The organism is Mesorhizobium sp. BHbdii (assembly GCF_053848045.1).
Window position 1 is genome coordinate 119,442 of record NZ_JBSPKX010000001.1, and the last position, 26,731, is coordinate 146,172.

At 63.6% G+C, this 26,731-nt stretch carries 17 protein-coding genes and 1 pseudogene; 17 read left to right on the forward strand and 1 reads right to left on the reverse strand.

Translation table 11 applies throughout. The features are described 5' to 3' along the window. The first annotated feature begins 128 nt into the window (after window positions 1-128). From ACWTU8_RS00520 to ACWTU8_RS00555, 8 genes are all read left to right on the forward strand, one after another. Entirely contained in the window at window positions 129-1,796 is a 1,668-nt protein-coding gene (locus ACWTU8_RS00520; RefSeq protein ID WP_455846630.1) for an amidohydrolase, read from the forward strand. 126 nt (window positions 1,797-1,922) lie between these two features. Next, complete coding sequence (locus ACWTU8_RS00525; RefSeq protein WP_455846631.1) at window positions 1,923-3,017, forward strand: ABC transporter ATP-binding protein; 1,095 nt, start codon at window positions 1,923-1,925, stop codon at window positions 3,015-3,017. Further along, window positions 3,017-3,937, forward strand: a complete 921-nt coding sequence (locus ACWTU8_RS00530) for an ABC transporter permease (protein WP_455846632.1) — start codon at window positions 3,017-3,019, stop codon at window positions 3,935-3,937. Before ACWTU8_RS00525 ends, ACWTU8_RS00530 begins: the two co-directional genes overlap by 1 nt. Continuing rightward, entirely contained in the window at window positions 3,930-4,733 is an 804-nt protein-coding gene (locus tag ACWTU8_RS00535; RefSeq protein ID WP_455846633.1) for an ABC transporter permease, read from the forward strand. Before ACWTU8_RS00530 ends, ACWTU8_RS00535 begins: the two co-directional genes overlap by 8 nt. Window positions 4,734-4,761: 28 nt before the next feature. Continuing rightward, window positions 4,762-5,796, forward strand: coding sequence for an ABC transporter substrate-binding protein (locus ACWTU8_RS00540; protein WP_455846634.1), 1,035 nt, complete (start codon window positions 4,762-4,764; stop codon window positions 5,794-5,796). A 237-nt stretch (window positions 5,797-6,033) separates the two neighbouring features. After that, window positions 6,034-7,230 (forward strand): serine hydrolase domain-containing protein, encoded by a 1,197-nt coding sequence (locus ACWTU8_RS00545; protein ID WP_455846635.1) that lies wholly within the window; start codon window positions 6,034-6,036, stop codon window positions 7,228-7,230. 27 nt (window positions 7,231-7,257) lie between these two features. Then, window positions 7,258-8,439, forward strand: a complete 1,182-nt coding sequence (locus ACWTU8_RS00550) for a serine hydrolase domain-containing protein (RefSeq protein WP_455846636.1) — start codon at window positions 7,258-7,260, stop codon at window positions 8,437-8,439. A 128-nt stretch (window positions 8,440-8,567) separates the two neighbouring features. Further along, on the forward strand, window positions 8,568-10,880 hold the full coding sequence (locus ACWTU8_RS00555) for a Tex family protein (RefSeq protein WP_455846637.1): 2,313 nt from the start codon (window positions 8,568-8,570) through the stop codon (window positions 10,878-10,880). Here ACWTU8_RS00555 and ACWTU8_RS00560 read toward each other — a convergent pair whose 3' ends face one another. Next, entirely contained in the window at window positions 10,881-11,777 is an 897-nt protein-coding gene (locus ACWTU8_RS00560; protein ID WP_455846638.1) for a LysR family transcriptional regulator, read from the reverse strand. A 102-nt stretch (window positions 11,778-11,879) separates the two neighbouring features. Here ACWTU8_RS00560 and ACWTU8_RS00565 point away from each other — a divergent pair, with 102 nt between their 5' ends. The 9 genes and pseudogenes from ACWTU8_RS00565 (at window position 11,880) to ACWTU8_RS00605 (ending at window position 26,714) form a co-directional block, all read left to right on the forward strand. After that, window positions 11,880-13,070 carry an acyl-CoA dehydrogenase gene (locus ACWTU8_RS00565; protein WP_455846639.1) on the forward strand — a complete coding sequence of 397 codons (1,191 nt, stop codon included), beginning with the start codon at window positions 11,880-11,882 and terminating at the stop codon, window positions 13,068-13,070. A 363-nt stretch (window positions 13,071-13,433) separates the two neighbouring features. Continuing rightward, window positions 13,434-16,829, forward strand: a complete 3,396-nt coding sequence (locus tag ACWTU8_RS00570; protein ID WP_455846640.1) for a transglutaminase family protein — start codon at window positions 13,434-13,436, stop codon at window positions 16,827-16,829. A gap of 6 nt (window positions 16,830-16,835) precedes the next feature. Continuing rightward, window positions 16,836-19,240, forward strand: a pseudogene (locus ACWTU8_RS00575) (circularly permuted type 2 ATP-grasp protein). A gap of 24 nt (window positions 19,241-19,264) precedes the next feature. Next, entirely contained in the window at window positions 19,265-20,149 is an 885-nt protein-coding gene (locus ACWTU8_RS00580) for a transglutaminase family protein (RefSeq protein ID WP_455846641.1), read from the forward strand. 159 nt (window positions 20,150-20,308) lie between these two features. Continuing rightward, on the forward strand, window positions 20,309-21,415 hold the full coding sequence (locus tag ACWTU8_RS00585) for a DNA topoisomerase IB (protein ID WP_455846642.1): 1,107 nt from the start codon (window positions 20,309-20,311) through the stop codon (window positions 21,413-21,415). A gap of 113 nt (window positions 21,416-21,528) precedes the next feature. After that, window positions 21,529-21,903, forward strand: coding sequence for a YciI family protein (locus ACWTU8_RS00590; protein ID WP_029349747.1), 375 nt, complete (start codon window positions 21,529-21,531; stop codon window positions 21,901-21,903). Then, on the forward strand, window positions 21,900-23,174 hold the full coding sequence (locus ACWTU8_RS00595) for an RNA polymerase sigma factor (protein WP_455846643.1): 1,275 nt from the start codon (window positions 21,900-21,902) through the stop codon (window positions 23,172-23,174). Before ACWTU8_RS00590 ends, ACWTU8_RS00595 begins: the two co-directional genes overlap by 4 nt. 230 nt (window positions 23,175-23,404) lie before the next feature. Next, window positions 23,405-24,916, forward strand: coding sequence for an L-piperidine-6-carboxylate dehydrogenase (amaB, locus tag ACWTU8_RS00600; protein WP_455846644.1), 1,512 nt, complete (start codon window positions 23,405-23,407; stop codon window positions 24,914-24,916). Window positions 24,917-25,625: 709 nt separating this feature from the next. Further along, window positions 25,626-26,714, forward strand: coding sequence for an AI-2E family transporter (locus ACWTU8_RS00605; RefSeq protein WP_455846645.1), 1,089 nt, complete (start codon window positions 25,626-25,628; stop codon window positions 26,712-26,714). Window positions 26,715-26,731 lie beyond the last annotated feature (17 nt).

Genomic DNA, 26,731 nt, shown 5'->3' on the forward strand with positions numbered 1-26,731 from the left:
GACGGACTGCTTTGTGGCAGAGAGTTTCAGCGCCGCCAAGAGCATTTCGGAACCGCTGTTGCGAGTGGCAGCGGACGGCTTGCCAGGCGCCAATACTCTGCTAGCCTAAGCTCAAACGGGAGAAAATTATGCCGCTATCGGCCGATCTGATCGTCGAGAACGCCAGTATATTGACGATGGATCCCGATACTCCCCGCGCCGAAACCATAGCTATCAGGGACGGCGAAATCATTGCGATCGCAGATCGCGCGACCGTACTGGAGCACAAGGGACCCGGCACGCGCGTTATCGACGCCGAGCGCGGCTCGGTCGTCCCCGGCTTCATCGAAGCGCATATGCATCTTTTCGCCGGCGCGGCCGAGCTCGATCACCTCCAGCTGATGGGCATCCACGGTTTCGATGCGCTTTGCGATGCTGTTCGCCATTATGCAGCAAAGCGGCCGGATCTATCCGTCCTGCAGGCGCAAGGCGCCGACTATACCATCCTGTCGGCGACTGAGCGGGTCAGCCGCCATCACCTCGACCGCATCCTGCCGGACCGTCCCTTCGTCATGGCGGCGCCCGACCACCACACAATGTGGGCGAACACCAAGGCGCTGGAATTGGCCGGCCTGCTTAGAGGCAAGCGGCTTGGTCCCGGCAATGAGATCGTCATGGGCGACGACGGGCTGGCCAGTGGCGAATTGCGTGAGGGCGAGGCATTCGGGCCGCTGATCGCGCTGGCCGGCGAGGATCGCGTACGGCTCGGCCTGGCCACCGGCGGCGAGCCGGACCCGAAGCCGACGCCGGCGGAGCAGGCCTCCGACCGGGCTATCATGCGCCGCGGTTTGGAATGGTGTGCCAGGCACGGTATCACGTCGATCCAGAACATGGACGGCAATTTGCACCAGCTCGAACTCCTGTCCGAGATCGAGGCCGAAGGCGGCTTGCTGTGCCGCGTGCAGGTGCCGTTCCACTATAAGAATTTCATGACCCTCGACATGCTCGACAAAGCCTCAGTGATGGCTGAGCGCTACCAAGGCGAATGGCTGTCATCGGGCATGGTCAAGGTGTTCTACGACGGCGTGCTCGATTCGTGGACGGCGGTGATGGTCGAGCCCTATGCGGACCGTCCGGATTGGGTAGGCGAGCCGCTTTTCACGCCGCAGCAATTCATCGATCTTGCCGTGGCCGTCGACAGGCGCGGGCTGCAGATGGCGGTGCACTCGATTGGCGACGGCGCCGTGCGCGCCGTGCTCGACGGCTACGAGGCAGCGCAAAAGGCGAATGGCAGGCGCGACAGCCGGCATCGGGTCGAGCATATGGAGGTGGTCACCGCCGCCGACGTACCGCGTTTCGCAAAGCTTGGAGTCATTGCCTCGATGCAGCCACCGCATCCGCCGGGCAGCATGGGCGTGCCGCTGGAACCAACGGTGTCGCGCATCGGGCCTGCCCGCTGGCCTCTGAGCTATGCGTGGCGGACGCTGAAGAATGCCGGCGCGCGCGTCGTCTTCGCCTCCGATTGGCCGGTCTCGCCGATCGATCCGATTCTGGGCATTCAGGCGGCAGTGCTGCGCAAACCATGGGCAGACAGCGATCCCGACCAGAGTTTCTCGCTGCATGAATCGCTTACGAGCTATACAGTGGAAGGCGCCTATGCCGAGTTCATGGAGCATCGCAAGGGCCGCCTGAAGTCAGGCTTTCTGGCTGATCTCGTGGTGCTCTCAGGCGATATCGAGGCGACCGCGCCGGAAGCGATGCATACGGTGCGGCCGATGACGACGATCTGCGGCGGCAAGGTCACTTATCAGGCCTGACGGTGGCACGGGAATTGCGTTCTGAATCGACATTCAGATGTATGCTTGCCAAGCCATGCGCCGTGTGCTGACAATCGAGTGGGAACTGGATCCGCCCTGAAGAGCGGACACAAGAATGGGGTAATCGTGCCGGAACAACCGGGTAAAAGTGCAATTGAAGTTCGTGGCGTCCGCAAGGTATTCGGTACCGGGGAGTCACAGGTCGCTGCCCTCGACACGGTTTCGGTGTCGATCCGCGAGAATGAGTTCTTCACGCTGCTTGGTCCGTCCGGCTGCGGGAAGACAACGCTTCTGCGGCTGATCGCCGGCTTCGATTTCCCGAGCGCCGGCGAGATCCTGCTGCATGGCCGGGACATCGCACCGCTGCCGCCGTTCAAGCGGCCGGTCAACACCGTGTTCCAGAACTATGCGCTGTTCCCGCATATGACGGTGGCCGAGAACATCGGCTTCGGCCTCGAAATGCTCGGGAAGCACAAAGCCGAAGTGAAGGCGCGGGTTGCCGAGATGCTGAAGCTGGTCAAAATGGAAGCGCTCAGCGGCCGCCGCACCAGCCAGATATCGGGCGGCCAGCAGCAGCGCGTGGCACTGGCGCGGGCGCTGGCGCCGCAGCCGAAAGTGCTGCTGCTCGACGAGCCGTTGTCGGCGCTCGACTTCAAGCTGCGCAAGGACATGCAGATCGAGCTGAAGCGGCTGCAGCACGAGACCGGCATCACCTTCATCTTCGTCACCCACGACCAGGAAGAAGCGCTGACCATGTCGGACCGCATCGCGGTGATGTCGTCGGGCAAGATCCTGCAGGTCGGAACGCCTTGGGATATCTATGACAAGCCGGCGGAGCGCTTCGTCGCGGACTTCATCGGCGAGACCAATTTCCTGACCGCGGCCATATCAGGCATGGCCAACGGCAAGGCACGAGCAACGCTCAAATCCGGCGCGACGATCGACGCGACCGTGGCTGAGGACTTTCAGCCGAAGGACAATGCCACCGTGGTGGTCAGGCCGGAACATGCCAAGCTGACCAGCGGCAAGGGCGACCTGTCGGGCACGGTCGAAAACATCGTCTATTTCGGCACCGACACGCACATCCATGTTCGCCTGGACAGCAGCGAGGCCTTCACGGTGCGCCAGCAGAACACGCGCAGCGCCGGCTGCGGTTTCGAGCGGGGAGACAAGGTCGGCATTTCGATCGGCAACGACGCCGCACAAGTGCTGAGGGACTGATGGCGAGCGCGGAAGAAGTCGCCAAGGAAGCCGAACGCAGAGATATCCGCGATCGCTGGCTGCTGTCAGCGCCGGCACTGATCATCATCTTTCTGGCGGCGACCGGCCCGCTGCTGATCGTCGTGATCTATTCGTTCCTGACGCCGGGCCCTTATGGCGACGTGGTGTGGAAATTCTCCACCGACGGCTGGCTATCGGTGGTGATGCAGCGCGACATCTTCGACGACACGCTGGCTTTCGCCGACGCGCATTTGTCGATCTTCTGGCGTTCGATAAGCCTGTCGTTCTACACCACCGTGCTGACGTTGCTCTTCGGCTTCCCCACAGCCTATTTCATCGCCACGCGACCGCCGAAGACGCGCGAGGTCTGGGTTTTCCTCGTCACCATTCCGTTCTGGACGAATCTCCTGATCCGCACCTTCGCCATGCAGCAGGTGATCCGCAACGAAGGGCTGGTCAACACGGCGCTGATGGCGCTCGGCATCATCAAGCAACCGCTGCAGATCATGAATACCGACGCCGCCATCTTGCTCGGCATGATCTATATCTACCTGCCTCTGATGGTGCTGCCGATCTACGCCTCGATGGAGAAGCTCGACTTCCGGCTGGTCGAGGCCGGATATGACCTCTACGCCGGTCGCTGGCAGGTTCTGCGCCGCATCATCTTCCCGTTGATCAAGCCCGGCGTCATAGCCGGCTCGATACTGGTCTTCATTCCCTCGCTTGGCGCCTATGTCATTCCGCGGGTGCTGGGCGGCGGCAAGAACATGATGCTCGGCAACCTGATCGAACTGCAGTTCGGCGCGGGCCGTAACTGGCCGCTGGGCGCGGCCATCTCAATTACGCTCATGGTGCTGGTGATGATCGCGCTCCTGTTCTACGTGCGCAACGCATCCGGGTCGAAGGGCGCCCATGGCTAAGCGTCCGTTCGACATCCAGGCGCAGCCCGGCTTCGGGTTCATGGCGCTTCTGACCTTCTTCGCGCTCTATCTGCCGATCGCGGCGCTCGTCACCTATTCGTTCAACACGGCGGATTCGCTTTCGCGCTGGGATGGCGTCTCACTGCGCTGGTTTATTTCGGCCTGGCACAATTCGGCCGTGCAGGACGCCTCCGTCCGCTCGCTCGTGCTGGCGGTCTCGGCCGCCGCGCTGTCGACGATCGCCGCCACCATGGCTGCGCTGGCCATGACCCGCACGCGGCCCTATCCCGGCCTTACCTTCAAATACGCCTTCATCAACCAGCCGCTGATGGTGCCGGAGATAGTCACCGGCGTCGCACTCCTGATCGTGTTCTCGCGCATCAAGGTCTGGACCGGTTACTCAGGACTCGGTTACCTGATCGCCGCGCACACCGCCTTCTGCATCCCGTTCGCTTACCTGCCGATCCGGGCGCGGCTGGAGAGCATGGACCTGACGCTGGAGCGCGCAGCCGCTGACCTATACGCCACGCCCTGGAAAGCCTTCCGTTTCGTGACGCTGCCGCTCTTGAGGCCGGCCATCATCGCGGGCTTCATGCTCGCCTTCGTCATTTCGCTCGACGATGTGGTCATCACCGAATTCGTCAAGTCCGGCGGGCAGGATACGCTGCCCACCTACATGCTCGGCCAGTTGCGGCGCGAAACGAGCCCGGAAATCAATGCGATCGCCACGGTATTCCTGGCGCTGTCGGTGGTGCTCGTAACCGCGTTCTACTTCGTCAATCGGCGCAAGCCATGACCAATGATTGCCAAACGGGAGAATAGAAATGAAATGGAAGACCACGGCTGCCACGGCGGTACTCGCATTGTTTGCCTTTGCGGGCAGCGCGTATGCGGAAGGCGAACTCAACATCTTTAATTGGGGCGACTACACCAGCCCCGAGATGATCAAGAAGTTCGAGGATACCTATAAGGTCAAGGTGACGATCACCGACTACGACTCCAACGACACCGCGCTAGCAAAGGTACGCGCCGGTGGTCATGGCTTCGACATTGTGGTGCCGTCGGCCAACTACGTGCCGATCTGGGTGAAGGAAGGGCTTCTGCTTGAGGCCCGGCCCGACCAGATGGAGAACTTCAAGAATGTCGACGAGCGCTGGGTGAACGTTCCCTGGGATCCGGGCCGTCAATATACGGTTCCGTGGCAGTGGGGCCTGACCGGTATCGGCGTCAACACAAAGGTCTATGACGGCGACATCAACACCTCGGCCATCTTCCTCGATCCGCCGAAGGAACTGGTTGGCAAGATCAATGTCGCGCCGGAAATGAACGACGTGCTGTTCGCCACCATCAAGTATCTGGGCGGCGACTGGTGCACGGACGACAAGGAACTGCTCAAGAAAGTGCGCGACAAGCTGGTGGAGGCCAAGCCGAAATGGCTGGCCATGGATTATAGCGTGACCGAGAAGCTACCGGCCGGCGACTATTCGGCCGTCTACTACTGGAACGGCGCCATCATGCGCTCGCGCATCAAGAACCCCGACGTCAAGTTCGGCTACCCGAAGGAGGGCTTCCCCTTTTTCATGGACAGTGTTGCCATCCTCAAGGATGCCAAGAATGTCGACAACGCCAAGCTGTTCATGAACTTCATCATGGATCCCGAGAACGCCGCCATGATCTCCGCCTTCGCCAAATATGCCAATGGCATCAAGGGCTCGAAGGCATTCATGCCAGCCGACATGAAGGATGCGCCCGAACTGCTGGTACCGCCAGAACTGGAGAAAGCGGGCGAGTTCCTCACTCCTTGCTCGCCCGAGGTGCAGCAACTCTACACGCGCATCTGGACGGACGTTCAGAAATAGCGGCACTCCGCCTTCTTCCGCGCGAGCGGGAAGAAGGCGGGTCAAGGGCCGGATGAGGGGTAGCGCTGAATTCGCAGCGTTCGCGCCGCCCCTCACCTGGCCTGCCGGCACTGCCCTTCGCCATGGCGTCGGTCGTTCGTCACTCGAAAGGCCCATTCGGGGGCTTTTCGTCCGCTGTGCAGACCGCTCCTCATCCAAGTGAACGGAAGAGCGGCATGCGGCGGCAGGGAAATTCTCATGCAGTCTTACCGCAACTCCGATCCGCGGCCGCCGATCATGCAGGGGTCGCCGCCCAAGATGGTGCCGCCGAAGCTCGACTGGGATAGAGGACCCTGGAACCGGTGGGCGTTCCAGCACATCCGCGAAATTCTGCCGACCGTCGAAGTCTGGCGCGGCAATGGCCATCGCCGCCGGTTCGAGCGAGCCGAAGTCGATCTCGATGCGCTGCCGGTGAACGACAGCACGGGCGCACCCACGACGCTGGCCGGGCTGCTCGACGAAACCTATACGGACGGGTTGCTCGTGCTCAAGGACGGCAAAATCGCCTATGAGCGCTATTTCAACGGCATGGCCGAGCGCACGCTGCATCTGTCGCAGTCGATGGCGAAGTCGGTCACCGCTTCGGTGTTCGGCATACTGGTCGGGCGCGGCCTGATCGACCCGGCCAGGCCGGTGACGGCCTATCTGCCGGAGCTTGGTGCGACCGGCTGGGCGGGCGCCAGCGTGCAGCACGTGCTCGACATGACGACAGGCGTGCGTTTTTCCGAGGAATACACCGACCGCTATTCCGATATCGGCCAGGTCGATGTGGCCAGCGGCTGGAAACCGGTGCCGCCGGACAGCGATCCGGCCTTCGAGTGGCCGTCGCATATGTTTGAATTGATCCTACGGCTCAAGGAGACAAGCCGGCCGCATGGCGCTGCCTTCGAATACCGTTCGATCGAGACCGACGTGCTCGCCTTTATCATGGAGCGGGTGACCGGCAAGCGGCTGGCGCATCTGGTTTCGGAGGAACTCTGGCAAAAGCTCGGGGCGGATGAAAGCGCCTGTTTCACCGTCGACAGCGCCGGCTACGCCTTGGCCGATGGCGGCTTCAACGCCACGCTGCGCGACTATGGCCGCTTCGGCCAGCTGATCCTCGACAATGGCGGCGGCGTGGTGCCGGCCGACTGGGTCGAGGCGACGCGCAATGGCAGGCATGGGCCGGATTTCAATCCCAGCCTGCCGGAAGGCAGCTACCGCAACCAGTTCTGGATCGAGGATCCGCGCTCACGCGCGCTGATGTGCCGGGGCGTGTTCGGGCAGCTGATTCATATCGACTGGAGCACGAGAATGGTCGTGGTGAAGCTTTCGAGCTACCCGGATTTCACCGACATCGCCTATTCGGTGGCGACGATAAAAGCCGTGCACGCGATCGCCGCCGCACTGGCCTAAGTTCCAAAAAAAACCGGAAGGAAACGCATGACCGGCAAGACCGCGTTCGAGACCAGATATGGCTTTGGCCGCAACCAAGTTCTGCTCGGCAACTGGCGCGAAAGCCCGTTCAGCCGGTGGTCGTTCCAGAATGTCGGCGAGTTGGTGCCGAGCGCTCGTGTCGCTGCAGCGTCAAGCGGCAGTGAGGCGCCGGCACAGGATCTTGACGGGCTGCTTGGCGAAAAGGTCGCGCTGGCGGGCGGTCAGGAGACCCTGGCCGCCTTTCTCACGCGTTCCGATACCGACGCGCTGACGATCATGAAAGGCGGCAAATTCGTCGGCGACTGGTTCGCACCGCATATGCAGTTCGGTGCGCGCCACATCATCTTCTCGATCAGCAAGTCGCTGACCGCCATCCTGGCCGGCATACTGGAAGGCGAAGGGATCTTTGATCCGCAGGCGCCGGTGACCCGCTATCTGCCGGAAGCTGCCGGCTCGGCCTATGGCGACGCCAGCGTGCGGCATGTGCTCGACATGACCATCAGCCTCGACTTCGAAGAAGCCTATCTCGATCCGGAGAGCGCCTTTGCCCGCTATCGCCGTGCGACGCTGTGGAATCCGGGTGGCGGCACCGAAAGCCTAGTCGATTTCATCCTGACGCTGCAGCGCCTTGCCGAGCCGCATGGCCGGACGTTCCGCTACCGCTCGCCCAATTCCGACCTGCTCGGCATCCTGCTCGAACGCGCATCCGGCCAGCGCTTCGCCGAGCTGATGCACGAGAAATTGTGGCTGCCGCTCGGTGCAACGAGCGAAGCGTCGGTGACGGTAGACAGCGAGGGCACCGCCCGCACGGCCGGCGGCATTTCAGTCACGCCGCGCGATCTGGCGCAGGTCGGCGAGATGATGCGGCAAGGCGGCACGGCCAATGGCCGCCGCATCGTGCCGGAAGCCTGGGTGCGCGACACTGTCAGCACAGGCGGAGACAGCGAGGCCTGGCAGCGTGGCACGATGGCGTTCCTCTTTCCGCAAGGCCGTTACCGCAACAAATGGTACCAGACGGGCGCGGCAAGCGGCGCCTTCTGCGGCATCGGCATCCACGGCCAGTGGCTCTATGTCAATCCGAAGGCCGAGGTCGTCATCGCAAAGATGTCGTCGCAGCCGGAGCCGGTCGACGAGCCGCTCGATGTCGATATGGTCGCCTTCTTCGAAGCGCTGAGCCGGATGGTCTGATTCGATCCAGGCCGACCGCCATCGCAGCTTTCCTGTGGACCTATTGGGCGGTTGAAAACGCCGCGGTTGGCGGAGCGACGCTCTGCGCTTATGGTCGCCGCTCCTTTCGACAAGACAGCAGGAACGACATGGCATCCGACATCAAGCGCATCGCAGCCATCATAGCAGCCGAGATCGCTGCCCGGCCCGAACAGGCCGCCGCGGCGATCGGCCTGCTGGACGAAGGCGCGACGGTGCCGTTCGTGGCGCGCTACCGTAAGGAGGTCACCGGCGGTCTGGACGACACACAGCTGCGCCTGCTTGCCGAGCGGCTCGCCTATCTGCGCGAACTCGATGCGCGCCGCGACACCATCCTTGGTTCGATCCGCGACCAGGGCAAGCTGACCGAAGAGCTTGAGGCCAAGATCGCAGCGGCCGCCACCAAGGCGGAACTCGAAGATATTTATCTGCCCTACAAGCCGAAGCGCCGGACCAAGGCCGAGATCGCCCGCGAGCGCGGGCTCGGACCGCTGGCCGAGGCCATCCTTGCCGACCGCGCGGCGGTGCCCGCCGAACTGGCGCTGGCCTACATCGGCGAAGGGGTGGCCGACGCCAAGGCGGCGCTCGAGGGCACGCGCGATATCCTGTCCGAGCAGTTCGCCGAGAATGCCGATCTGGTTGGCAAACTGCGGACCTACATGAAGGAACGCGCCTTCATGCGGTCGCGCGTCGTCGACGGCAAGCAGGAGGCCGGCGCGAAGTTCTCCGACTATTTCGACCATGTCGAGCGCTGGGCCAACGTGCCGAGCCATCGCGCGCTGGCGATGCTGCGCGGCCGCAACGAAGAGGTGCTGTCCCTCGACATCGAGATCGATGCCGACGACGCGTCACCGGTGAAGCCGGTCGAACGGATGATTGCCGAAGCCTACGCCATCGGCCGCCATTTGCCGGGCGATCGCTGGCTGATGGAGGTGGCCGGCTGGACCTGGCGCATAAAGCTGTCGCTGCACCTGACGCTCGATTTGATGCGAGATCTGCGCGAGCGGGCCGAGGAGGAGGCGATCCATGTCTTCGCCCGCAATCTGAAGGATTTGCTGCTCGCCGCCCCGGCCGGCTCGCGCGCCACTATGGGCCTCGATCCCGGCATCCGCACCGGCGTCAAGGTGGCGGTGGTGGACGGCACAGGTAAGCTGTTGGCGACGACGACGGTCTATCCGTTTCCGCCAAGGAATGATGTGCGCGGCACGCGAGCCGAACTCGCAAAGCTCATCCGCCTGCACAAGGTCGAGCTGATTTCCATCGGCAACGGCACCGGCAGCCGCGAGACGGAAAGGCTGGTGGCCGACATGCTGTCCGATATGCCTGCCGAGTCCGGGCCGAAGCCGCTCAAGGTGATCGTCAGCGAGGCGGGTGCCTCGGTCTATTCCGCCTCGGCAACGGCGGCGGCGGAATTTCCCGGCCTCGACGTGTCGCTGCGCGGCGCGGTGTCGATCGCGCGGCGGCTGCAGGATCCGCTCGCCGAACTGGTCAAGATCGAGCCAAAGTCGATAGGCGTCGGCCAGTATCAGCACGATGTCGACCAGTACCGGCTCGGCCGCTCCCTGGAAGCGGTGGTTGAGGACGCGGTCAATGCCGTGGGCGTCGACCTCAACACCGCCTCGGCGCCGCTTCTGGCGCGGGTGTCGGGTCTTGGCACATCGCTGGCCGAGGCCATCATCGCTCACCGTGATGCGGCCGGCCCCTTCGCCAGCCGTCGTGACCTGTTGAAGGTGGCGCGGCTCGGACCGCGGGCCTTCGAGCAATGCGCCGGCTTCCTGCGCATTCCCAACGGCACCGAACCGCTCGATGCCTCGGCCGTGCATCCGGAGGCCTATGGCGTGGCGAAAAAGATCGTCGCCGCCTGCGGACGCGACGTCCGCTCGCTGATGGGCGACAGTGCCGCTCTCAAGGCGCTCGATCCGCGGGTCTTCGTCGATGAGCGGTTCGGCTTGCCGACAGTGCGTGATATCCTGGCGGAACTGGAAAAGCCCGGCCGCGATCCGCGCCCCGGCTTCAAGACCGCGACCTTTGCCGACGGCGTCGACGACATCAAGGATTTGAAGCCCGGCATGCTGCTGGAAGGCACTGTCACCAATGTCGCGGCGTTCGGCGCTTTCATCGATATCGGCGTGCATCAGGACGGCTTGGTGCATGTCTCGCAACTGGCCGACCGTTTCGTCAAGGACGCGCATGAGGTGGTGAAAGCCGGCGACGTGGTCAAGGTGCGTGTCGTCGAGGTCGACATCAAGCGCAAGCGCATCGGCCTTTCGATGCGTCGGGATGGTGACGGCGGTACACCGAAGCCGCGCGACAATGGCAACAGACCGGTGCCGCGCGCGCCGGCGCCGGAGCGTCAGCCGGAGCGGTCCGCGCAGCAAGGCACGTTCGGCGCCGCATTGGCCGATGCGTTGAAGCGGAAGTAATCACCCTACCACTGTTACGCGACTGAGCAGCCAGTCGCGAAAGCTGGCGACCGGCGGATGGCCGCGCTTGTCGTGCGGCACAACCAGGTAATAGGCGCTGCGGCTTTGCATCGGCCGGCCCGGCGCCGGCACGAGTTGGCCGCGCTGCAATTCGCCTGAGATGAGGACCTGCGGCAGCAGCGCCACGCCGAGCCCGGCCATGCAGGCCTGGGCGGCGGTGCCGAATTGCTCGAACTGCATGCCCGGCCCGGTCGGCGCGCTCAAACCCTGATGCTCGAACCACTCGGTCCATGCGCCGGGCCGTGTCGCCATATGCAGCAGCGGCAGGCGACCGATATCGGCGGGTGTGGCAATGGCGCGGCCGGCCAGAAATTCGGGCGACACGACAGGCGCAACCTCTTCGCGGACCAGCAGCGTCGAGTCGGCGTCCGGCCAGTCGGGCAAGCCAAAATGGATTGCGGCGTCGAGCCTTTCGCGAGCGAAGTCGAAGCGGCCGATGCGGGTGACGAAATTGATGGTAATGTCGGGGTTGTTTTCGACGAAATCCGGGATGAGCGGCATCAGCCAGCGTGTGCCGAAGGTCGGCAGGATGGCGAGGTTCAAGATGCCACTATGCCGATTGCTCATCAATCCAAGGGCTGCGTCGCGCAATTGACCCAGCGCGGCGCGCACCGCTTCGGCATAGATCTCGCCTGCCACTGACAGCCTGACATTGCGGCTGTCGCGTTCGAACAGCCGCCGGCCGAACTGGTCTTCCAGCAGCCTGATCTGCCGGCTGACGGCGCCCTGGGTCAAATCGAGTTCCTGCGCGGCGGCGGTAAAGCTGCCCAGCCGGGCCACCGCCTCGAAGGCGGCAAGGGCGCTGATACCAGGCAAAAGGCGGCGCTGAACGTTCATGATCCATTACTAACGCTCATTGATCGGTGAAGCAATTTCGTTTGATTTTTTCGAACTGGAAGCCGATAAGCCCGGGCATCCCCGCATTTGGAGACCGAGGCCATGGCAGCCGACAAGAACGCATTCGTCTGGAATGATCCTTTCCTGATCGAGGACCAACTTTCGGAAGACGAGCGGATGGTGCGTGATGGCGCCGCGGCATTCGCCGCCGACAAGCTCGCCCCTCGGATCGAGGATGCCTATCTCGAGGAAAAGACCGATGCCGGGATATTTCGCGAGATGGGCGAGGCCGGGCTGCTCGGCATAACCATTCCGGAAGAATATGGCGGACTCGGCGCCAACTACGTCACCTATGGGCTGGTGGCGCGGGAAGTCGAGCGCATCGACTCGGGCTATCGATCGATGATGAGCGTGCAGTCGTCGCTGGTGATGTATCCGATCCACGCCTATGGCTCGGAGGCGCAGCGCAAGAAATACCTGCCGAAGCTCGCCAGCGGCGAGTGGATCGGCTGCTTCGGCCTGACCGAGCCGGATGCCGGTTCCGACCCGGGCGGCATGAAGACGCGAGCCGAGAAGACGGCGGACGGCTACAAGGTCTCCGGCTCGAAAATGTGGATTTCCAACGCGCCAATCGCCGATGTGTTTGTCGTCTGGGCGAAATCGGCCGCGCATGACAACGAGATTCGCGGCTTCGTGCTGGAAAAGGGCATGACAGGCCTCTCGGCGCCGAAGATCGGCGGCAAGCTGTCGCTTCGCGCATCGATTACCGGCGAAGTGGTGATGGAAGGCGTCGAGGTCGGCGAAGATGCGCTGCTGCCCAATGTCTCAGGCCTGAAGGGTCCGTTCGGCTGCCTCAACCGGGCGCGCTACGGCATCTCCTGGGGTGCGATGGGCGCGGCGGAAGATTGCTGGTACCGGGCCCGCCAATACGGCCTCGACCGCAAGCAGTTCGGCAAGCCGCTGGCCGGCACGCAGCTTTTCCAGAAGAAGCTCGCCGACATGCAGACCGAGATCGCGCTCGGCCTGCAGGGCAGCTTACGGGTCGGGCGGCTGATGGACGAAGGCAAAATGGCGCCGGAGATGATCTCGATCGTCAAGCGCAACAATTGCGGCAAGGCGCTCGACATTGCCCGCCAGGCCCGCGACATGCATGGCGGCAACGGCATCCAGATCGGCTACCATGTCATGCGCCACGCGCAGAACCTCGAAACCGTCAACACCTATGAGGGCACGCATGACGTGCATGCGCTGATCCTCGGACGGGCACAGACCGGGTTGCAGGCGTTTTTCTAAACGGCCATGCCCTTCGCTTCGTCATCCTCGGGCTTGACCCGAAGATAGGCGCCGCTGCGGTGCAGGATCTTTCAGGGCAGGGTCACGACAGTGGTTCGTACTGCACTGCTGCATTCTTCGGTTAGCGTCACGGCATGGATGCTGGGGTCTGCGCTTCGCTCCTTGCTCCGCCCCAGGACGACGAAGACCCGAGGCCTTCCCCAATCGCAGATGCTGGAGGCCAGCGGTGGCCAGTCGTATTAAGCGGAGTTGCGTTCAATAGCCGCTTAAATTAGGTGCACCGCAACATCTCTGCTTGGAGAATGGCCAGCATTTGTGTCAGGGTTCGGCGAATTCGTTTGAAACGCCGACTTTCGGGGCCCCATGGCAATTCTGGCAGCCGTCTACCACCTGACCCATTACAAATATGACCGGCCGGTCGTTCTCGGCCCGCAGGTCATCAGGCTGCAGCCGGCGCCGCATTCCCGCACCAAGGTGCTCAGCCATTCCTTGAAGGTCGGGCCGGCGAACCATTTCGTCAATCTGCAGCAGGACCCCTACGGCAACTTCCTTGCGCGTTTCGTGTTTCCGGAACCTGTGACGGAGCTGAAGATCGAGGTCGACCTCGTTGCCGACATGACGGTTTATAACCCATTCGATTTCTTCGTCGAGCCGTCGGGCGAAACGTTTCCCTTCGAGTATCCGGAAGAGATCAGCGACGATCTCGCCATCTACCGGACGCCGGAGCCGGCCGGGCCGCTGCTGTCGGCGTTCCTGCAGACCATCGATCGCAGTCCTACCAACACCGTCAATTTCGTCGTCGACCTCAATGCGCGCCTGCAACGCGAGATCGCCTATATCGTGCGCATGGAAACCGGCGTCTTCTCACCCGAGGAAACGCTGGCCGCCAAGAAAGGCTCGTGCCGCGACACGAGCTGGCTGCTGGTGCAGATCCTGAGGAACCTCGGCATCGCCGCGCGCTTCGTCTCCGGCTATCTGATCCAGCTGAAACCCGACCTCGTCGCGCTTGACGGGCCGCCCGGCACCGCCGTCGACTTCACCGATCTTCATGCATGGTGCGAAGTTTATCTGCCAGGCGCCGGCTGGATCGGCTTCGACCCGACCTCCGGACTGCTCACCGGCGAAAGCCATGTGCCGCTCGCCGCGACGCCGCATTTCCGCAACGCCGCGCCTATTTCCGGCGTGGCCAGCTTCGCCAATGTCGAGTTCGGCTTCGACATGCGGGTCGACCGCATCGCCGAGCATCCACGCATCACCAAGCCGTTCTCCGACGAAAGCTGGCAGGCGCTCGACGCGTTGGGCAACCAGGTCGATGCCGCGCTCGAGGCCGGGGACGTGCGGCTGACCATGGGTGGGGAGCCGACCTTCGTGTCGATCGACGATTTCGAGGCGGAGGAGTGGAACACCGCCGCCGTCGGCCCGACAAAACGCGAAAAAGCCGATGCGCTGATCCGCCGGCTGCGTGAGGGTTTCGCGCCCGGTGGCTTCCTGCACTACGGGCAGGGCAAGTGGTATCCGGGCGAAAGCCTGCCGCGCTGGACCTTCTCGCTGTACTGGCGCGCCGACGGCGAGCCGGTGTGGAGTGATCCATCGCTGATCGCACGGGAAAACAGCGAAGCAGTTGAAGCAGGCGAAGCAGATGTCGGGCCGAAGCAGGCTGAAGGCCTGCTGACGGCGATTGCCGATGAACTCGGCATCGACAAGGCCATGGTCAGCGAAGCCTATGAGGACCCGGCCGAGTGGCTGCTCAAGGAAGGCAAGCTGCCGGAAAATGTCGATCCGTCCAATTCGAAGCTGGACGACCCCGAGGAGCGCAGCCGCATGGCGCGGGTGTTCGAACGCGGCCTGACCAAGCCATCGGGCTATGTGCTGCCTGTCCAGCGCTGGAACAGCCAAGCGTCCGGACCGCGCTGGCGTTCGGAGAAGTGGAAGACGCGGCGCGGCAAGCTGTTCCTGGTGCCGGGAGATTCACCGGTCGGCTACCGCCTGCCGCTCGGCACGCTGCCCCATGTGCCGCCGGCGCAGTTCCCGTATATCGTGCCGGTCGATCCTTCCCTGCCGCGCGGACCATTGCCGGCACGCGAGACTATTTTGCCTGGAGCCGCTCCTTTACCGGAGGCTGCCCCGGCCGAATTGGAAGGCGCCGACGAAATGGTGCGACGCCAGCAGGCGGCGTCCTTCACCGCCGCGACCGGCCAGCAGGACCGTGTCGAACAGGAAATCACCGAGATCGGCGGCGCGGTGCGCACCGCACTGTCGGTCGAGCCGCGCGACGGGCGGCTTTGTGTATTCATGCCGCCGGTCGAGGCGCTGGAAGACTATCTCGAACTGGTCGCAGCGGCCGAGAACGCGGCAAAGGTTGTCGGCCTGCCGGTGCATGTCGAGGGCTACGGTCCGCCTCACGATCCGCGACTCAACGTCATCCGCGTGGCTCCGGATCCCGGCGTCATCGAGGTGAACATCCATCCGGCTGCGAACTGGCAGGACTGCGTGGCGACGACCACAGCGATCTACGAGGAGGCGCGGCAGACGCGGCTCGGCGCCGACAAGTTCATGATCGACGGCCGCCACACCGGCACAGGCGGCGGCAACCATGTCGTCGTCGGCGGCGCAACACCCAACGACAGCCCGTTCCTGCGCCGCCCCGACCTGCTGAAGAGCCTTGTCCTGCAATGGCAGCGGCACCCGTCGCTGTCCTATCTATTCTCCGGCCTGTTCATCGGCCCGACCAGCCAGGCGCCGCGTTTCGATGAGGCGCGCCACGATTCGCTCTACGAGCTCGAGATCGCGATGGCGCAGGTGCCGCATCCGGACAGTGGCAGCGCGCCGTTGCCGTGGCTGGTCGACCGGCTGTTCCGCAACCTTCTGACCGACGTGACGGGGAACACGCATCGGTCGGAAATCTGCATCGACAAGCTGTTTTCGCCTGACGGGCCGACCGGCCGGCTGGGGCTGGTCGAGTTCCGCGGCTTCGAGATGCCGCCCAATGCGCGCATGAGTCTGGCGCAGCAATTGCTGGTGCGCGCCATCATCGCCCGCGCCTGGAAGAATCCGCTCGATGGCCGCTTCGTGCGCTGGGGCACGTCGCTGCATGACCGTTTCATGCTGCCGCACTATGTCTGGGCGGATTTTCTCGACGTGCTGGACGACCTCAAGCTGAACGGCTTTGAATTCCGTCCCGAATGGTTCGACGCGCAGCTCGAATTCCGCTTCCCGTTCTGCGGCGAGGTCCAGCATGCCGGCATCAAGCTGGAACTGCGGCAAGCGCTGGAGCCGTGGCATGTCATGGGCGAGCAGGGCGCCATCGGCGGAACCGTGCGCTTCGTCGATTCCTCGGTCGAGCGGCTGCAGGTGAAGACCGAAGGGCTTAACCCGGAGCGTCACGCGGTCGTCTGCAACGGCCGCATCGTGCCGATGAAGGTGACCGACACCAGAGAGATCGCGGTGGCGGGCGTCCGCTTCAAGGCCTGGCAGCCGGCATCGGGCCTGCATCCCGCGCTGCCGGTCAATACGCCGCTGGTCTTCGACATCTACGATCGGTGGTCGGGCCGGGCGATCGGCGGTTGCGTCTACCATGTCGCACATCCCGGCGGGCGCAGCTACGACACCTTCCCGGTCAACGGCAATGAAGCGGAGGCGCGACGGCTCGCCCGCTTCGAGCCGCGTGGCCATACGCCGTCCGGCTACGTGCTGCGCGACGAACAAGCCTCTGAGGATTTCCCGATGACCCTTGACCTCAGGCGATCTGCAAGACTCTGATCAGCCATGGCAAAGGGGAATCACAAGAAAATACGCGGCAGATCGCTTAACCTGCTGGAGCATTATCAGCCGATCGACGGTGTCGTCGACGAGATGGTCGATGCATCAGGCAATCCCCGCCCGGTCTGAAGGACTTCATCGAGGCACTGGAGGAACTGGGCCCCGAAAAGCTCGCCCAGCGCTTCGCTCGCGCCGACCAGTATCTGCGCGACGCCGGGGTCTATTACCGCGTCTACGACAAGGCCGGCGCCAATGAGCGCGAATGGCCGCTGGCGCATGTGCCGCTGCTGATCGAGGACCAGGAATGGGCCGCGATCAGCGCCGGGCTGGTCCAGCGGGCCGAGCTGTTCGAGGAAACGATCGCCGATATCTACGGGCCGAACCGCCTGGTCGAGAAGGGCATCTTGCCGCCGGGGCTGATCGCAGCCAGCCCGGAATATTTGCGGCCGGTCGTCGGCACCAGACCGGCCAGCGGCCATTTCCTGCATTTCTGCGCCTTCGAGCTCGGCCGTGGACCGGACGGCCGCTGGTGGGTGCTGGGTGACCGCACGCAGGCGCCGTCGGGTGCCGGCTTTGCGCTGGAAAACCGCGTCGCAACCACGCGTGCGCTGTCCGACATCTATGGCGAGATGCACGTGCATCGCCTTGCCGGCTTCTTCCGCCGCTTTCGCGACGCGCTGAACGGCATGGCCAAGGTATCAGGCGGCCGTGTCGCCATCCTGACGCCGGGGCCGCTCAACGAAACTTATTACGAACATGCCTATATCGCCCGCTATCTCGGCATCATGTTGCTTGAAGGCGAGGATCTGACCGTCTCCGGCGGCCGGCTTATGGTGCGCACCGTTTCGGGGCTTATGCCGGTCAGCGTGCTGTGGCGACGGCTCGACGCCGCTTTCGCCGATCCGCTGGAGTTGCGGCCGGAGTCGCAGATCGGCACGCCAGGGCTGGTCGAGGCGATCCGCCGGGGAGCCGTCTCAGCCGTCAACGCGCTCGGCTCCGGGCTGATGGAAACGCGGGCGATGTTCGCCTTCCTGCCGAAGATTTCGCGCGAATTGCGCAACGAGGGGCTTCTGCTGCCGAGTGTCGCGACGTGGTGGTGCGGGCGGGACGCGGACCGTGACCATGTGCTGGCTAACCTCGACCGCATGGTGATCGGTCCGGCGCTGTCGACGCGGCTTGCCTTCGAGGATGACGATTCCACGAGGCTGGGCTCGGCGCTGGTTGCCGGGCAGCGGGCCGAACTGATAGCCCGGATCGAAAGGGACGGCGGCGACTTCGTCGGACAGGAAGCGGTGACGCTTTCGACCACGCCGGTCTATGTCGGCGGCTGGCTGGAGCCGCGACCAGCAGCCCTGCGCGTCTATCTGGCGCGAACCGCGGAAGGCTGGACGGTGATGCCCGGTGGTTTTGCCCGCGTCGGCTTTTCGCTCGACCCGACGGCAATCGCCATGCAGCGCGGCGGCCAGGCGGCGGATGTGTGGGTGGTCAGCGACAGACCGGTGGAGCGCGAGACGCTGCTGCCGCAGGAGCACGACACCTTCACCCGCACCTTGCCGGGCAGCCTGCCCAGCCGCGCGGCGGAAAACCTGACATGGCTCGGCCGCTATATCGAGCGATCGGAAGACACGGTGCGCATCCTGCGCGCCTATCACGTGCGGCTGGCTGAGGCATCCGACCCGGACATGCCGCTGCTTGCCGATATCAGAGATTATCTCGAACCGTTCGGCATCGACGTCGAAACCGCGATCCCGCCGGGGCTGATCGGCACACTGGACAGCGCCGTCTACAGCGCCGGACAAATCCGCGACCGCTTCTCGCCCGATGGCTGGCTGGCGCTGAAGGATCTGTCGAAGACCATTCATCAATTCGCCACAACGGTGGCGCCGGGCGATGATGCGACGCGGGCCATGACGGTCATCCTGCGCAAGCTCGCCGGGTTTTCCGGCCTGCTGCATGAGAATATGTACCGCTTCACCGGCTGGCGCTTCCTGGAGATCGGCCGGCGGTTGGAACGCGGCATCCAGATTGCCCGCACGCTCGCCAGGCTGACCAGGGCTGCGGCGCCGGACGGCGCGCTCGACATGATGCTGGAGATCGGCGACAGCGTCATGACCCACCGGCGGCAGTATCCGGTGCAGGCCGGCCGGCGCACTGTGATCGACCTCCTGGTGCTCGATCCGCTCAACCCGCGCTCCATCCTGTTCCAGCTCGAGCGGCTGAAGGCCGAAATCGCGCTGTTGCCTGCTGTCGGCGGCGAGGGGCACATGTCGCCGGCGGCGAAAGAGATCCTGCAGCTCAACACGGCGATCGCCATCAAGGAGCCATCGGACATGACGGCGCCGGCCCTGGCCGATCTCGCCAACGAGATCGGCGGCCTCTACAACAGCCTCGCCAAATCCTATTTCGGGTAGGGACGGGTTCGGATAAAGGCGGGCATGCTATACGACATCAGGCTCAATCTGCGTTACGATTACGATGCTGCGGCCGGCGGCGGCCGCCATCAGGTGCGCGTGCTGCCGCCGACGATATCGGGCGTGCAGCGCGTGATCGCCGCTTCGCTGTCCTTCGCACCGGCGCCGAGCGAACGCTCGGATTTTTCCGATTTCTTTGGCAACAATGTCACGTCGATCGCCTTTCGCGACGTTCACGATGCGCTCGACATCAGGATGAGCGCACGCGTCGCGGTTTCGCGGCCGGAACCTGGGCTTGACGTGTCGCCCGACATTCGCCGGCTGAGGGAGGAACTCGATGCGGTGCGGTCGCTGTCGCCTGATACACCGCATCACTTTCTGGCCGCCAGCGACCATGCCGGCATTGATGCGGCGATCACGGCCTACGCGCGGAGCAGTGCCGGCAACTCCGCTATCAGCACGGCCATGGACCTGTGCAACCGTATCTACCGCGATTTCACCTATGATGGCGAGGCAACTACGGTGCAGACCCGGGCAAGCGATGCCTTCGACCTGAAGCGGGGCGTCTGCCAGGACTTTTCGCATATCATGATCGCCGGCCTGCGCGGCCTGGGTGTCCCCGCCGGCTATGTCAGCGGGTTCCTGCGCACCATTCCGCCGCGCGGAAAACCGCGGCTGGAAGGGGCCGACGCCATGCATGCCTGGGTCAAGGTGTGGTGCGGGCGCGACACCGGTTGGCAGGAGTTCGATCCGACCAATGGCATGCGGGCAAGCAACGACCACATCACCGTCGGCCATGGCCGGGACTATTCGGATGTAGCGCCGATCGTCGGCGTCCTGAAAACAACCGGAGGGCAGGTCGGCGAGCAAGCGGTCGACGTCATTCCAGTCGTGCTGGAAAAGGCATAACGGCAAGCGAGGCCGCACTCGATTTGTAGGCGCCGAACGTAGACAGAGGACGGCTCCTCGAACGCACACGCGGTGAGCCTGACATCATTCTGAAAGCCATTCGCGGAACCAGCGGCGGGTCCGGCGCTTATCTACGGGAAAATTTCTCGCGGAGAGGACATGTTGGACAAATCCGGGTCGCCATCCGGCCGATCGGCTGGCAAGGAGGTTGCACCAAAAGACGGGGCGCCGACAAATGGGTCGCAAGCCTCTGCCGATCGAGCCTCGCTTACCTACCTCACCGACGCCGAGCCCGGTATCCGGCGTCTCAGGGCTGGCAAGGGATTCTCATATAAAGGGCCTGACGGGCAGGGTGTCGACGACGACACTATGGCCCGCATCAGGGCGCTTGCCGTTCCACCGGCGTGGACGGATGTGTGGATCTCGCCGGATGCTGACGGTCACATCCAGGCGACAGGCCGTGATCAGCGCGGACGCAAGCAATATCGGTATCATGCGCTATGGGCGGAGGAGCGTGACGGCGTCAAATATTCGAGCCTGGTTGCCTTTGCAGAAAGCCTGCCTGAGCTGCGACGCCAGATCGATGCCGATCTGCGCCGTCACGGCCTGCCGCTGGAACGCGTTGTCGCCGCTGTGGTCTGGCTGCTCGACAACACGATGATCCGCGTCGGCAATGCCGCCTACGCTCGCGACAACAACAGCTTTGGGCTGACCACGCTGCGCGACCGCCATGTCGACATCAATGGCTCGAGCCTGCGTTTCGCTTTCAAAGGCAAGTCCGGCAAGGAATGGAAGCTGAAGCTCGTCGATCGCCGGATCGCCAGGATCGTGCGCGGGGCGCAGGATCTGCCGGGCCAGAAGCTGTTCCAGTATCTCGACGACGACGGAAGCAGGCGACCGATCCGATCCGACGACGTCAACCGCTACATCAGGGAGACGGCAGGGGCGGATTTCAGCTCCAAGCACTTCCGAACCTGGGGCGGCACTATCCATGCTGCGTCACTGTTTGCGCAAACCGAACGACCGGAAAGCCGGGCACAACAGAAGCGGGTGATGAACGGCCTCATCGACAAGGTCGCCGAGCGGCTGGGCAACACCCGCGCCATCTGCCGCAGATGTTACATCCACCCGCAAGTTTTCGATGCCTGGTCCGAAGGACGGCTGCTCAGCGAAATAGCGGATGCGAACAAGCGGAAACGATCGATACCCGGTCTTGACGACGAAGAGGCTCTCGTACTGAGATGGCTGGAGGCGCAGGGGAGCTGAACCGAACGGAGCCGCCGCAGGCTTTCGTGATCCGTGCAGGACGTAATTTTTTGTCGACGTCATGTCGGGATAGGCCCTAGTGTTTCGTCCTTTGACAGAGAAAAGGACGACCCATGCTTTACGCGATCCTCTGCTATGCCTCCGAAGACGTCGTCTGCTCCTGGAGCAAGGAGCAAGATGACGCTGTCATGAAAAAACTCCTGGGCGTGCAGGAAAAATACGCTCAGGCGGGCCGGCTCGGCCCGGTCGCGCGGCTGCTGCCGACAACCGCTGCGACAACCCTAAGAAAGGTCAAAGGCGAAGCGGTCGTCATCGACGGACCATTTGCCGAAACCAAGGAACAGTTCCTCGGCTTCTACACGCTCGAATGCGCCGATCTCGAGGAGGCCGTCGACTTTGCGCGTGAACTTTCCGAGGTCAACCCGAGCGGCGGCTCCTACGAGATACGGCCGGTTTCGCTCTTCAATCCCGCCAAGGTTTCCGCATGACCGACCTTACCTGGATCAGCACGGCGATCAGCACTGCCCGCCCCCAGGCGATGGGCGCGCTGCTGCGCTACTTCCGCGATCTCGATGCGGCGGAGGAAGCCTTCCAGGACGCTTGCCTGCGAGCTCTCAAGAACTGGCCGACAAACGGCCCGCCGCGCGATCCGGCAGCCTGGCTGATCTTCGTCGGCCGCAACAGCGGCATCGACGCGGTGCGCAAACGTGCCAAGCAGGCGCCGCTGCCGGAAGAGGACCAGATCTCCGACCTGGAAGATGCTGAGACCGACATCGCCGAACGGCTGGACGGCGCGCACTACCGCGATGACATATTGCGGCTGCTGTTCATCTGCTGCCATCCCGACCTGCCGGCGACGCAGCAGATCGCCGTGGCGTTGCGCATCGTTTCGGGCCTGACCGTGAAGCAGATTGCCCGCGCCTTCCTCGTCGGTGAAAGCGCCATGGAGCAGCGCATCACCCGTGCCAAGGCGCGCATCGCCGATGCCGGCGTGCCGTTCGAGACGCCGGGTGCGGTTGAGCGGTCCGAACGACTGGCCGCCGTCGCTGCCATGGTCTACCTGATCTTCAACGAAGGCTATTCGATCAACAGCGGCGAGGCACCGGCCCGCGCGCCCCTCTGCGAAGAAGCAATCCGGCTGGCCAGGCTGCTGCTTAGGCTGTTCCAGACCGAGCCGGAGATCATGGGCCTGACGGCGCTTTTGCTTCTCCAGCATGCGCGTGCGCCGGCGCGTTTCGACGAGAATGGCGAGATCGTGCTCCTCGAAGACCAGGATCGCAGCCTGTGGAGCCGCAAGATGATCGACGAGGGGCTGGCGCTGGTCGACAAGGCGCTGCGCCACCAGAAGCCGGGTCCCTACCAGGTGCAGGCCGCGATCGCGGCCCTGCATGCGCGGGCGGCGAAGCCCGAGGATACTGACTGGAACGAGATCGACCTGCTCTACAGCTTGCTCGAGCAGATGCAGCCGTCGCCGGTGGTGACGCTCAATCGCGCCGTCGCGGTCGCCAAGGTGCGCGGGCCGGAAGCGGCACTTGCCATGATCGAGCCATTGGAGCAAAGGCTTTCCGGCTATTTCCATTTCTTCGGCCTCAAAGGCGGCCTGCTGATGCAGCTTGGTCGTGGCGAGGAGGCGCGCATCGCCTTCGACCGTGCCATCGCTCTTGCCAACACGGCAGCCGAGGCCGCCCATATCCGCATGCATATCGACCGCCTGATGAAGGAAGGCGCCGCGCGGGGAACCGCGCAGACAGCGCGCTGAACGAGTCACTGGTTCAACGGTCTGACCTTGGCTTAGACCATGCCGGGGTGGCCATTTTTCCCTGAAACGAGTAATGCCACGCCATGACAGCGCCTGATGTGCCGATCGGTACAGGGACGGCATGGCACAAGGCTTTGGCAAGTTTGTTTTATGCATGTCGTTGTCCCAAAACCGCTGCGCACTTTTGGGCGACATGCATTATGAGCGACGGGATCTGAAAGGGAAAGAAAATGACGATTGCGAAGGAAACAGCCGGGTTACTGGCGAAACTGGGTGTCGCTGAGGACGCGCTTTCGGGCGGCGATCTTATCGTGCGCAGCCCGGTGACAGGCGAGCAGATCGCCGCGCTGAAGACGATCTCGCCGGCCGGTGCGGCAAAGACCATCGATGCCGCCCACAAGGCCTTCCAGGCCTGGCGTCTGGTGCCGGCACCGAAGCGCGGCGAGCTGGTGCGGCTGCTTGGCGAGGAACTGCGCGCGCACAAGGCCGAGCTTGGCCGGCTGGTGTCGATCGAGGTCGGCAAGATTCCGTCCGAAGGGCTCGGCGAAGTGCAGGAAATGATCGACATCTGTGATTTCGCCGTCGGCCTGTCGCGCCAGCTCTACGGCCTGACCATCGCCACCGAGCGGCCCGGTCATCGCATGATGGAAACCTGGCACCCGCTGGGCGTCATCGGCGTGATTTCGGCCTTCAACTTCCCGGTCGCGGTGTGGTCGTGGAACGCGGCGCTTGCGCTGGTCTGCGGCGACGCTGTGGTGTGGAAGCCCTCGGAAAAGACGCCGCTGACGGCGCTCGCCTGCGAGGCGATCTTCAAGCGTGCGGCGGAGCGTTTCGGCGATGCTCCGGAAGGTTTAACGTCGGTGCTGATCGGCGATCGCGCCGTCGGCGAAATTCTGGTCGACCATCCCAAGGTGCCGCTGGTCTCGGCCACCGGCTCGACCCGCATGGGCAGGGATGTCGGTCCGCGGCTGGCAAAACGCTTTGCGCGCGCTGTGCTGGAGCTCGGCGGCAATAATGCCGGCATCGTCTGCCCGACGGCCGATCTCGACATGGCCTTGCGCGCCATTGCGTTCGGCGCCATGGGCACGGCCGGGCAGCGCTGCACGACGCTGCGGCGCCTGTTCGTGCATGAGAGCATCTATGATGCCTTTGTTCCGCGCCTCAAGAAGGCCTATGAAAGCGTCTCGGTCGGCAATCCGCTGGAGACATCCGCGCTGGTCGGACCGTTGATCGACAAGGCAGCCTTCGACAGCATGCAGAACGCGTTGAAGGAAGCCGCCGCTCACGACGGCAAGGTGACCGGCGGCACGCGGGTCGACAATGGCCATCCCGACGCCTATTACGTTCGTCCGGCGCTGGTCGAGATGCCCACGCAGGTCTCGCCGGTGACGGAAGAGACCTTCGCGCCGATCCTCTATGTGATGAAGTACTCGGATTTCGACGCCGTGCTCGACGAGCACAACGCGGTCGGAGCGGGGCTGTCGTCGTCGATCTTCACCCGCGACCTGCAGGAATCCGAGCGCTTCCTCGGCGTCGACGGGTCCGACTGCGGCATCGCCAACGTCAACATAGGCACATCGGGGGCCGAGATCGGTGGTGCCTTCGGTGGCGAGAAGGAGACCGGCGGCGGCCGCGAGTCGGGCTCCGACGCCTGGAAGGCTTACATGCGGCGCGCCACCAACACGGTGAACTATTCCAAGGCGCTGCCGCTGGCCCAAGGCGTATCCTTCGACATCGACTAGGCTGGTGAGACCCTTGTCGTGGCGGCTACGCCAATAGCTGCCACGATTTATCTCGGTCGCCGTTCAGCGGCTTCCGGGAGATCCAAAACAGTCTGCGAAAGCCGCATCAAGGATGGCGAGCTACGCCGGCCTTTCCCGTGCCCTCGCCATCTGGCGGAATCTGTAGAGCGCCGGTAGCGAGGTCGCGCGGCATGCGCGCCTGTTCGTCAGCGGCAATCGAAGCTGCTGCAGACCGTGACGATGAATCTTCGGATGTGGCTCTATGGAGCGGCTGATGTGGCCCACCACATCTCGTTGAAACGTCACCCGAGGCGACCCATATGCGCACTGCGTCGGATGTTTTCCTCCCATTGCGTCCGGCGCGTTCCCCTCTGGAGGTTTTTAAACCTTCATGCCTGGCCGGACTTTAACAGTCCGGCCTTTTTTCTATTGGTCCTGTGAAGCTGCGAGTTCGCGAGCGAGCTGTAGAACCGCCGTAGGTCAGAGCATCCACGACCGGGCAGGCCGCGGTGCTGGCATCGGGCACGGGTGCCCAGTCGGCATAATCAGCCCAATGAGCGAGAAAATGTCCGTGCCATTGTCGTCATATTCCACAGCGGCCTAGCCGTAGGGGTGCGGCACCGGGAGCTGCCATTTTGTCGGGAAATCCACTAGGCTCGCTTGGTTTGCGAGACGGCGAGAGGTGCCCGACCTGAAACAGATGCCCGATATGAAACAAATGAGATTGCTCGGCATCGTGGCCGCGACGGCGATCGGTCTGTATGTCTGCTATCTCTTGGCGTTGCCTTTTTTGCCCGCATTGACGTGGGCGCTGGTGTTGGCAATCGTCCTGTATCCGGCTCATCGACGGGTCGAGGAAAGGCTCAGGAACCAAAACCTGGCTGCACTGATGTCAGTCAGCATCGCGGCGGTTGCAGTCGGCCTGCCGCTCATCTTCGTGGCACAGCAGCTTGTTCGCGAGGCGGTAAACGGCGCCACTTATCTGGAGGAGGTCATCCGGGGTTGGAACACAGATGCCTTCGTGTCGGGCTATCCCAGGCTTTCGGCGGTTGCCCAGTGGGTTGAGAACCAACTCGATCCGGCCGGCACGGTCGCCGCATTTGTACAATGGCTGACGGGACAAAGCACATCGCTATTGCGCGGCTCGATCAATCAGGCCGTGATGTTCGTGCTGACATTCTATCTGCTGTTCTATTTTCTGCGGGACCGTGAATCCGCCCTGCGGGGGATCGAGCGTCTCTCGCCCCTGCGTGCACCGGAGACGGCATACATGCTGTCGCGCTTTGCCGAGACGGTACATGCGATCCTGATAGGCACCGTTTTTGTCGCCGCTGTGCAGGGAACGCTGGGCGGCCTGATGTTCTGGTGGCTCGGCCTGCCGACGCCGGTCTTCTGGGGCCTGGTAATGGGACTTCTTGCCATCGTGCCAGTGCTCGGCGCATTCGTGATCTGGGTGCCGGCAGCGATCTATCTCGCACTGGAAGGGTCTTGGGCAAGCGCAGCGATCCTGACCATCTGGGGCGGCGGCGTCGTCGCCGGCATCGACAATCTGCTCTATCCGATGCTTGTCGGGAGCCGGTTGCGGCTCCACACAGTGATGGCCTTTATCGGCGCGGTCGGTGGCATCGTCCTCTTTGGAGCATCCGGACTCGTCCTCGGCCCTGCGGTGATCGCGGTCACCATCAGCCTCATTGACATTCTCAAGAAACGGTTGAACGGCCAACCCGGGGCGGAACTGACGCCAAAGCGCTACACGAAGCCATCACGTCAGTCCGGAGCCGGGCCTAGTCGTGAGTAAGCACCGCCACGCGCCCC

Coding starts and splice junctions, on each gene's coding strand:
- ACWTU8_RS00555 (WP_455846637.1), top strand. CDS start 8,568: ATGGCATCCGACATCAAGCGCATCGCAGCCATCATAGCAGCCGAGATC.
- ACWTU8_RS00590 (WP_029349747.1), top strand. CDS start 21,529: ATGCTTTACGCGATCCTCTGCTATGCCTCCGAAGACGTCGTCTGCTCC.
- ACWTU8_RS00550 (WP_455846636.1), top strand. CDS start 7,258: ATGACCGGCAAGACCGCGTTCGAGACCAGATATGGCTTTGGCCGCAAC.
- ACWTU8_RS00585 (WP_455846642.1), top strand. CDS start 20,309: ATGTTGGACAAATCCGGGTCGCCATCCGGCCGATCGGCTGGCAAGGAG.
- ACWTU8_RS00540 (WP_455846634.1), top strand. CDS start 4,762: ATGAAATGGAAGACCACGGCTGCCACGGCGGTACTCGCATTGTTTGCC.
- ACWTU8_RS00580 (WP_455846641.1), top strand. CDS start 19,265: ATGCTATACGACATCAGGCTCAATCTGCGTTACGATTACGATGCTGCG.
- ACWTU8_RS00520 (WP_455846630.1), top strand. CDS start 129: ATGCCGCTATCGGCCGATCTGATCGTCGAGAACGCCAGTATATTGACG.
- ACWTU8_RS00605 (WP_455846645.1), top strand. CDS start 25,626: ATGAAACAAATGAGATTGCTCGGCATCGTGGCCGCGACGGCGATCGGT.
- ACWTU8_RS00530 (WP_455846632.1), top strand. CDS start 3,017: ATGGCGAGCGCGGAAGAAGTCGCCAAGGAAGCCGAACGCAGAGATATC.
- ACWTU8_RS00545 (WP_455846635.1), top strand. CDS start 6,034: ATGCAGTCTTACCGCAACTCCGATCCGCGGCCGCCGATCATGCAGGGG.
- ACWTU8_RS00565 (WP_455846639.1), top strand. CDS start 11,880: ATGGCAGCCGACAAGAACGCATTCGTCTGGAATGATCCTTTCCTGATC.
- ACWTU8_RS00560 (WP_455846638.1), bottom strand. CDS start 11,777: ATGAACGTTCAGCGCCGCCTTTTGCCTGGTATCAGCGCCCTTGCCGCC.
- ACWTU8_RS00535 (WP_455846633.1), top strand. CDS start 3,930: ATGGCTAAGCGTCCGTTCGACATCCAGGCGCAGCCCGGCTTCGGGTTC.
- amaB (WP_455846644.1), top strand. CDS start 23,405: ATGACGATTGCGAAGGAAACAGCCGGGTTACTGGCGAAACTGGGTGTC.
- ACWTU8_RS00595 (WP_455846643.1), top strand. CDS start 21,900: ATGACCGACCTTACCTGGATCAGCACGGCGATCAGCACTGCCCGCCCC.
- ACWTU8_RS00570 (WP_455846640.1), top strand. CDS start 13,434: ATGGCAATTCTGGCAGCCGTCTACCACCTGACCCATTACAAATATGAC.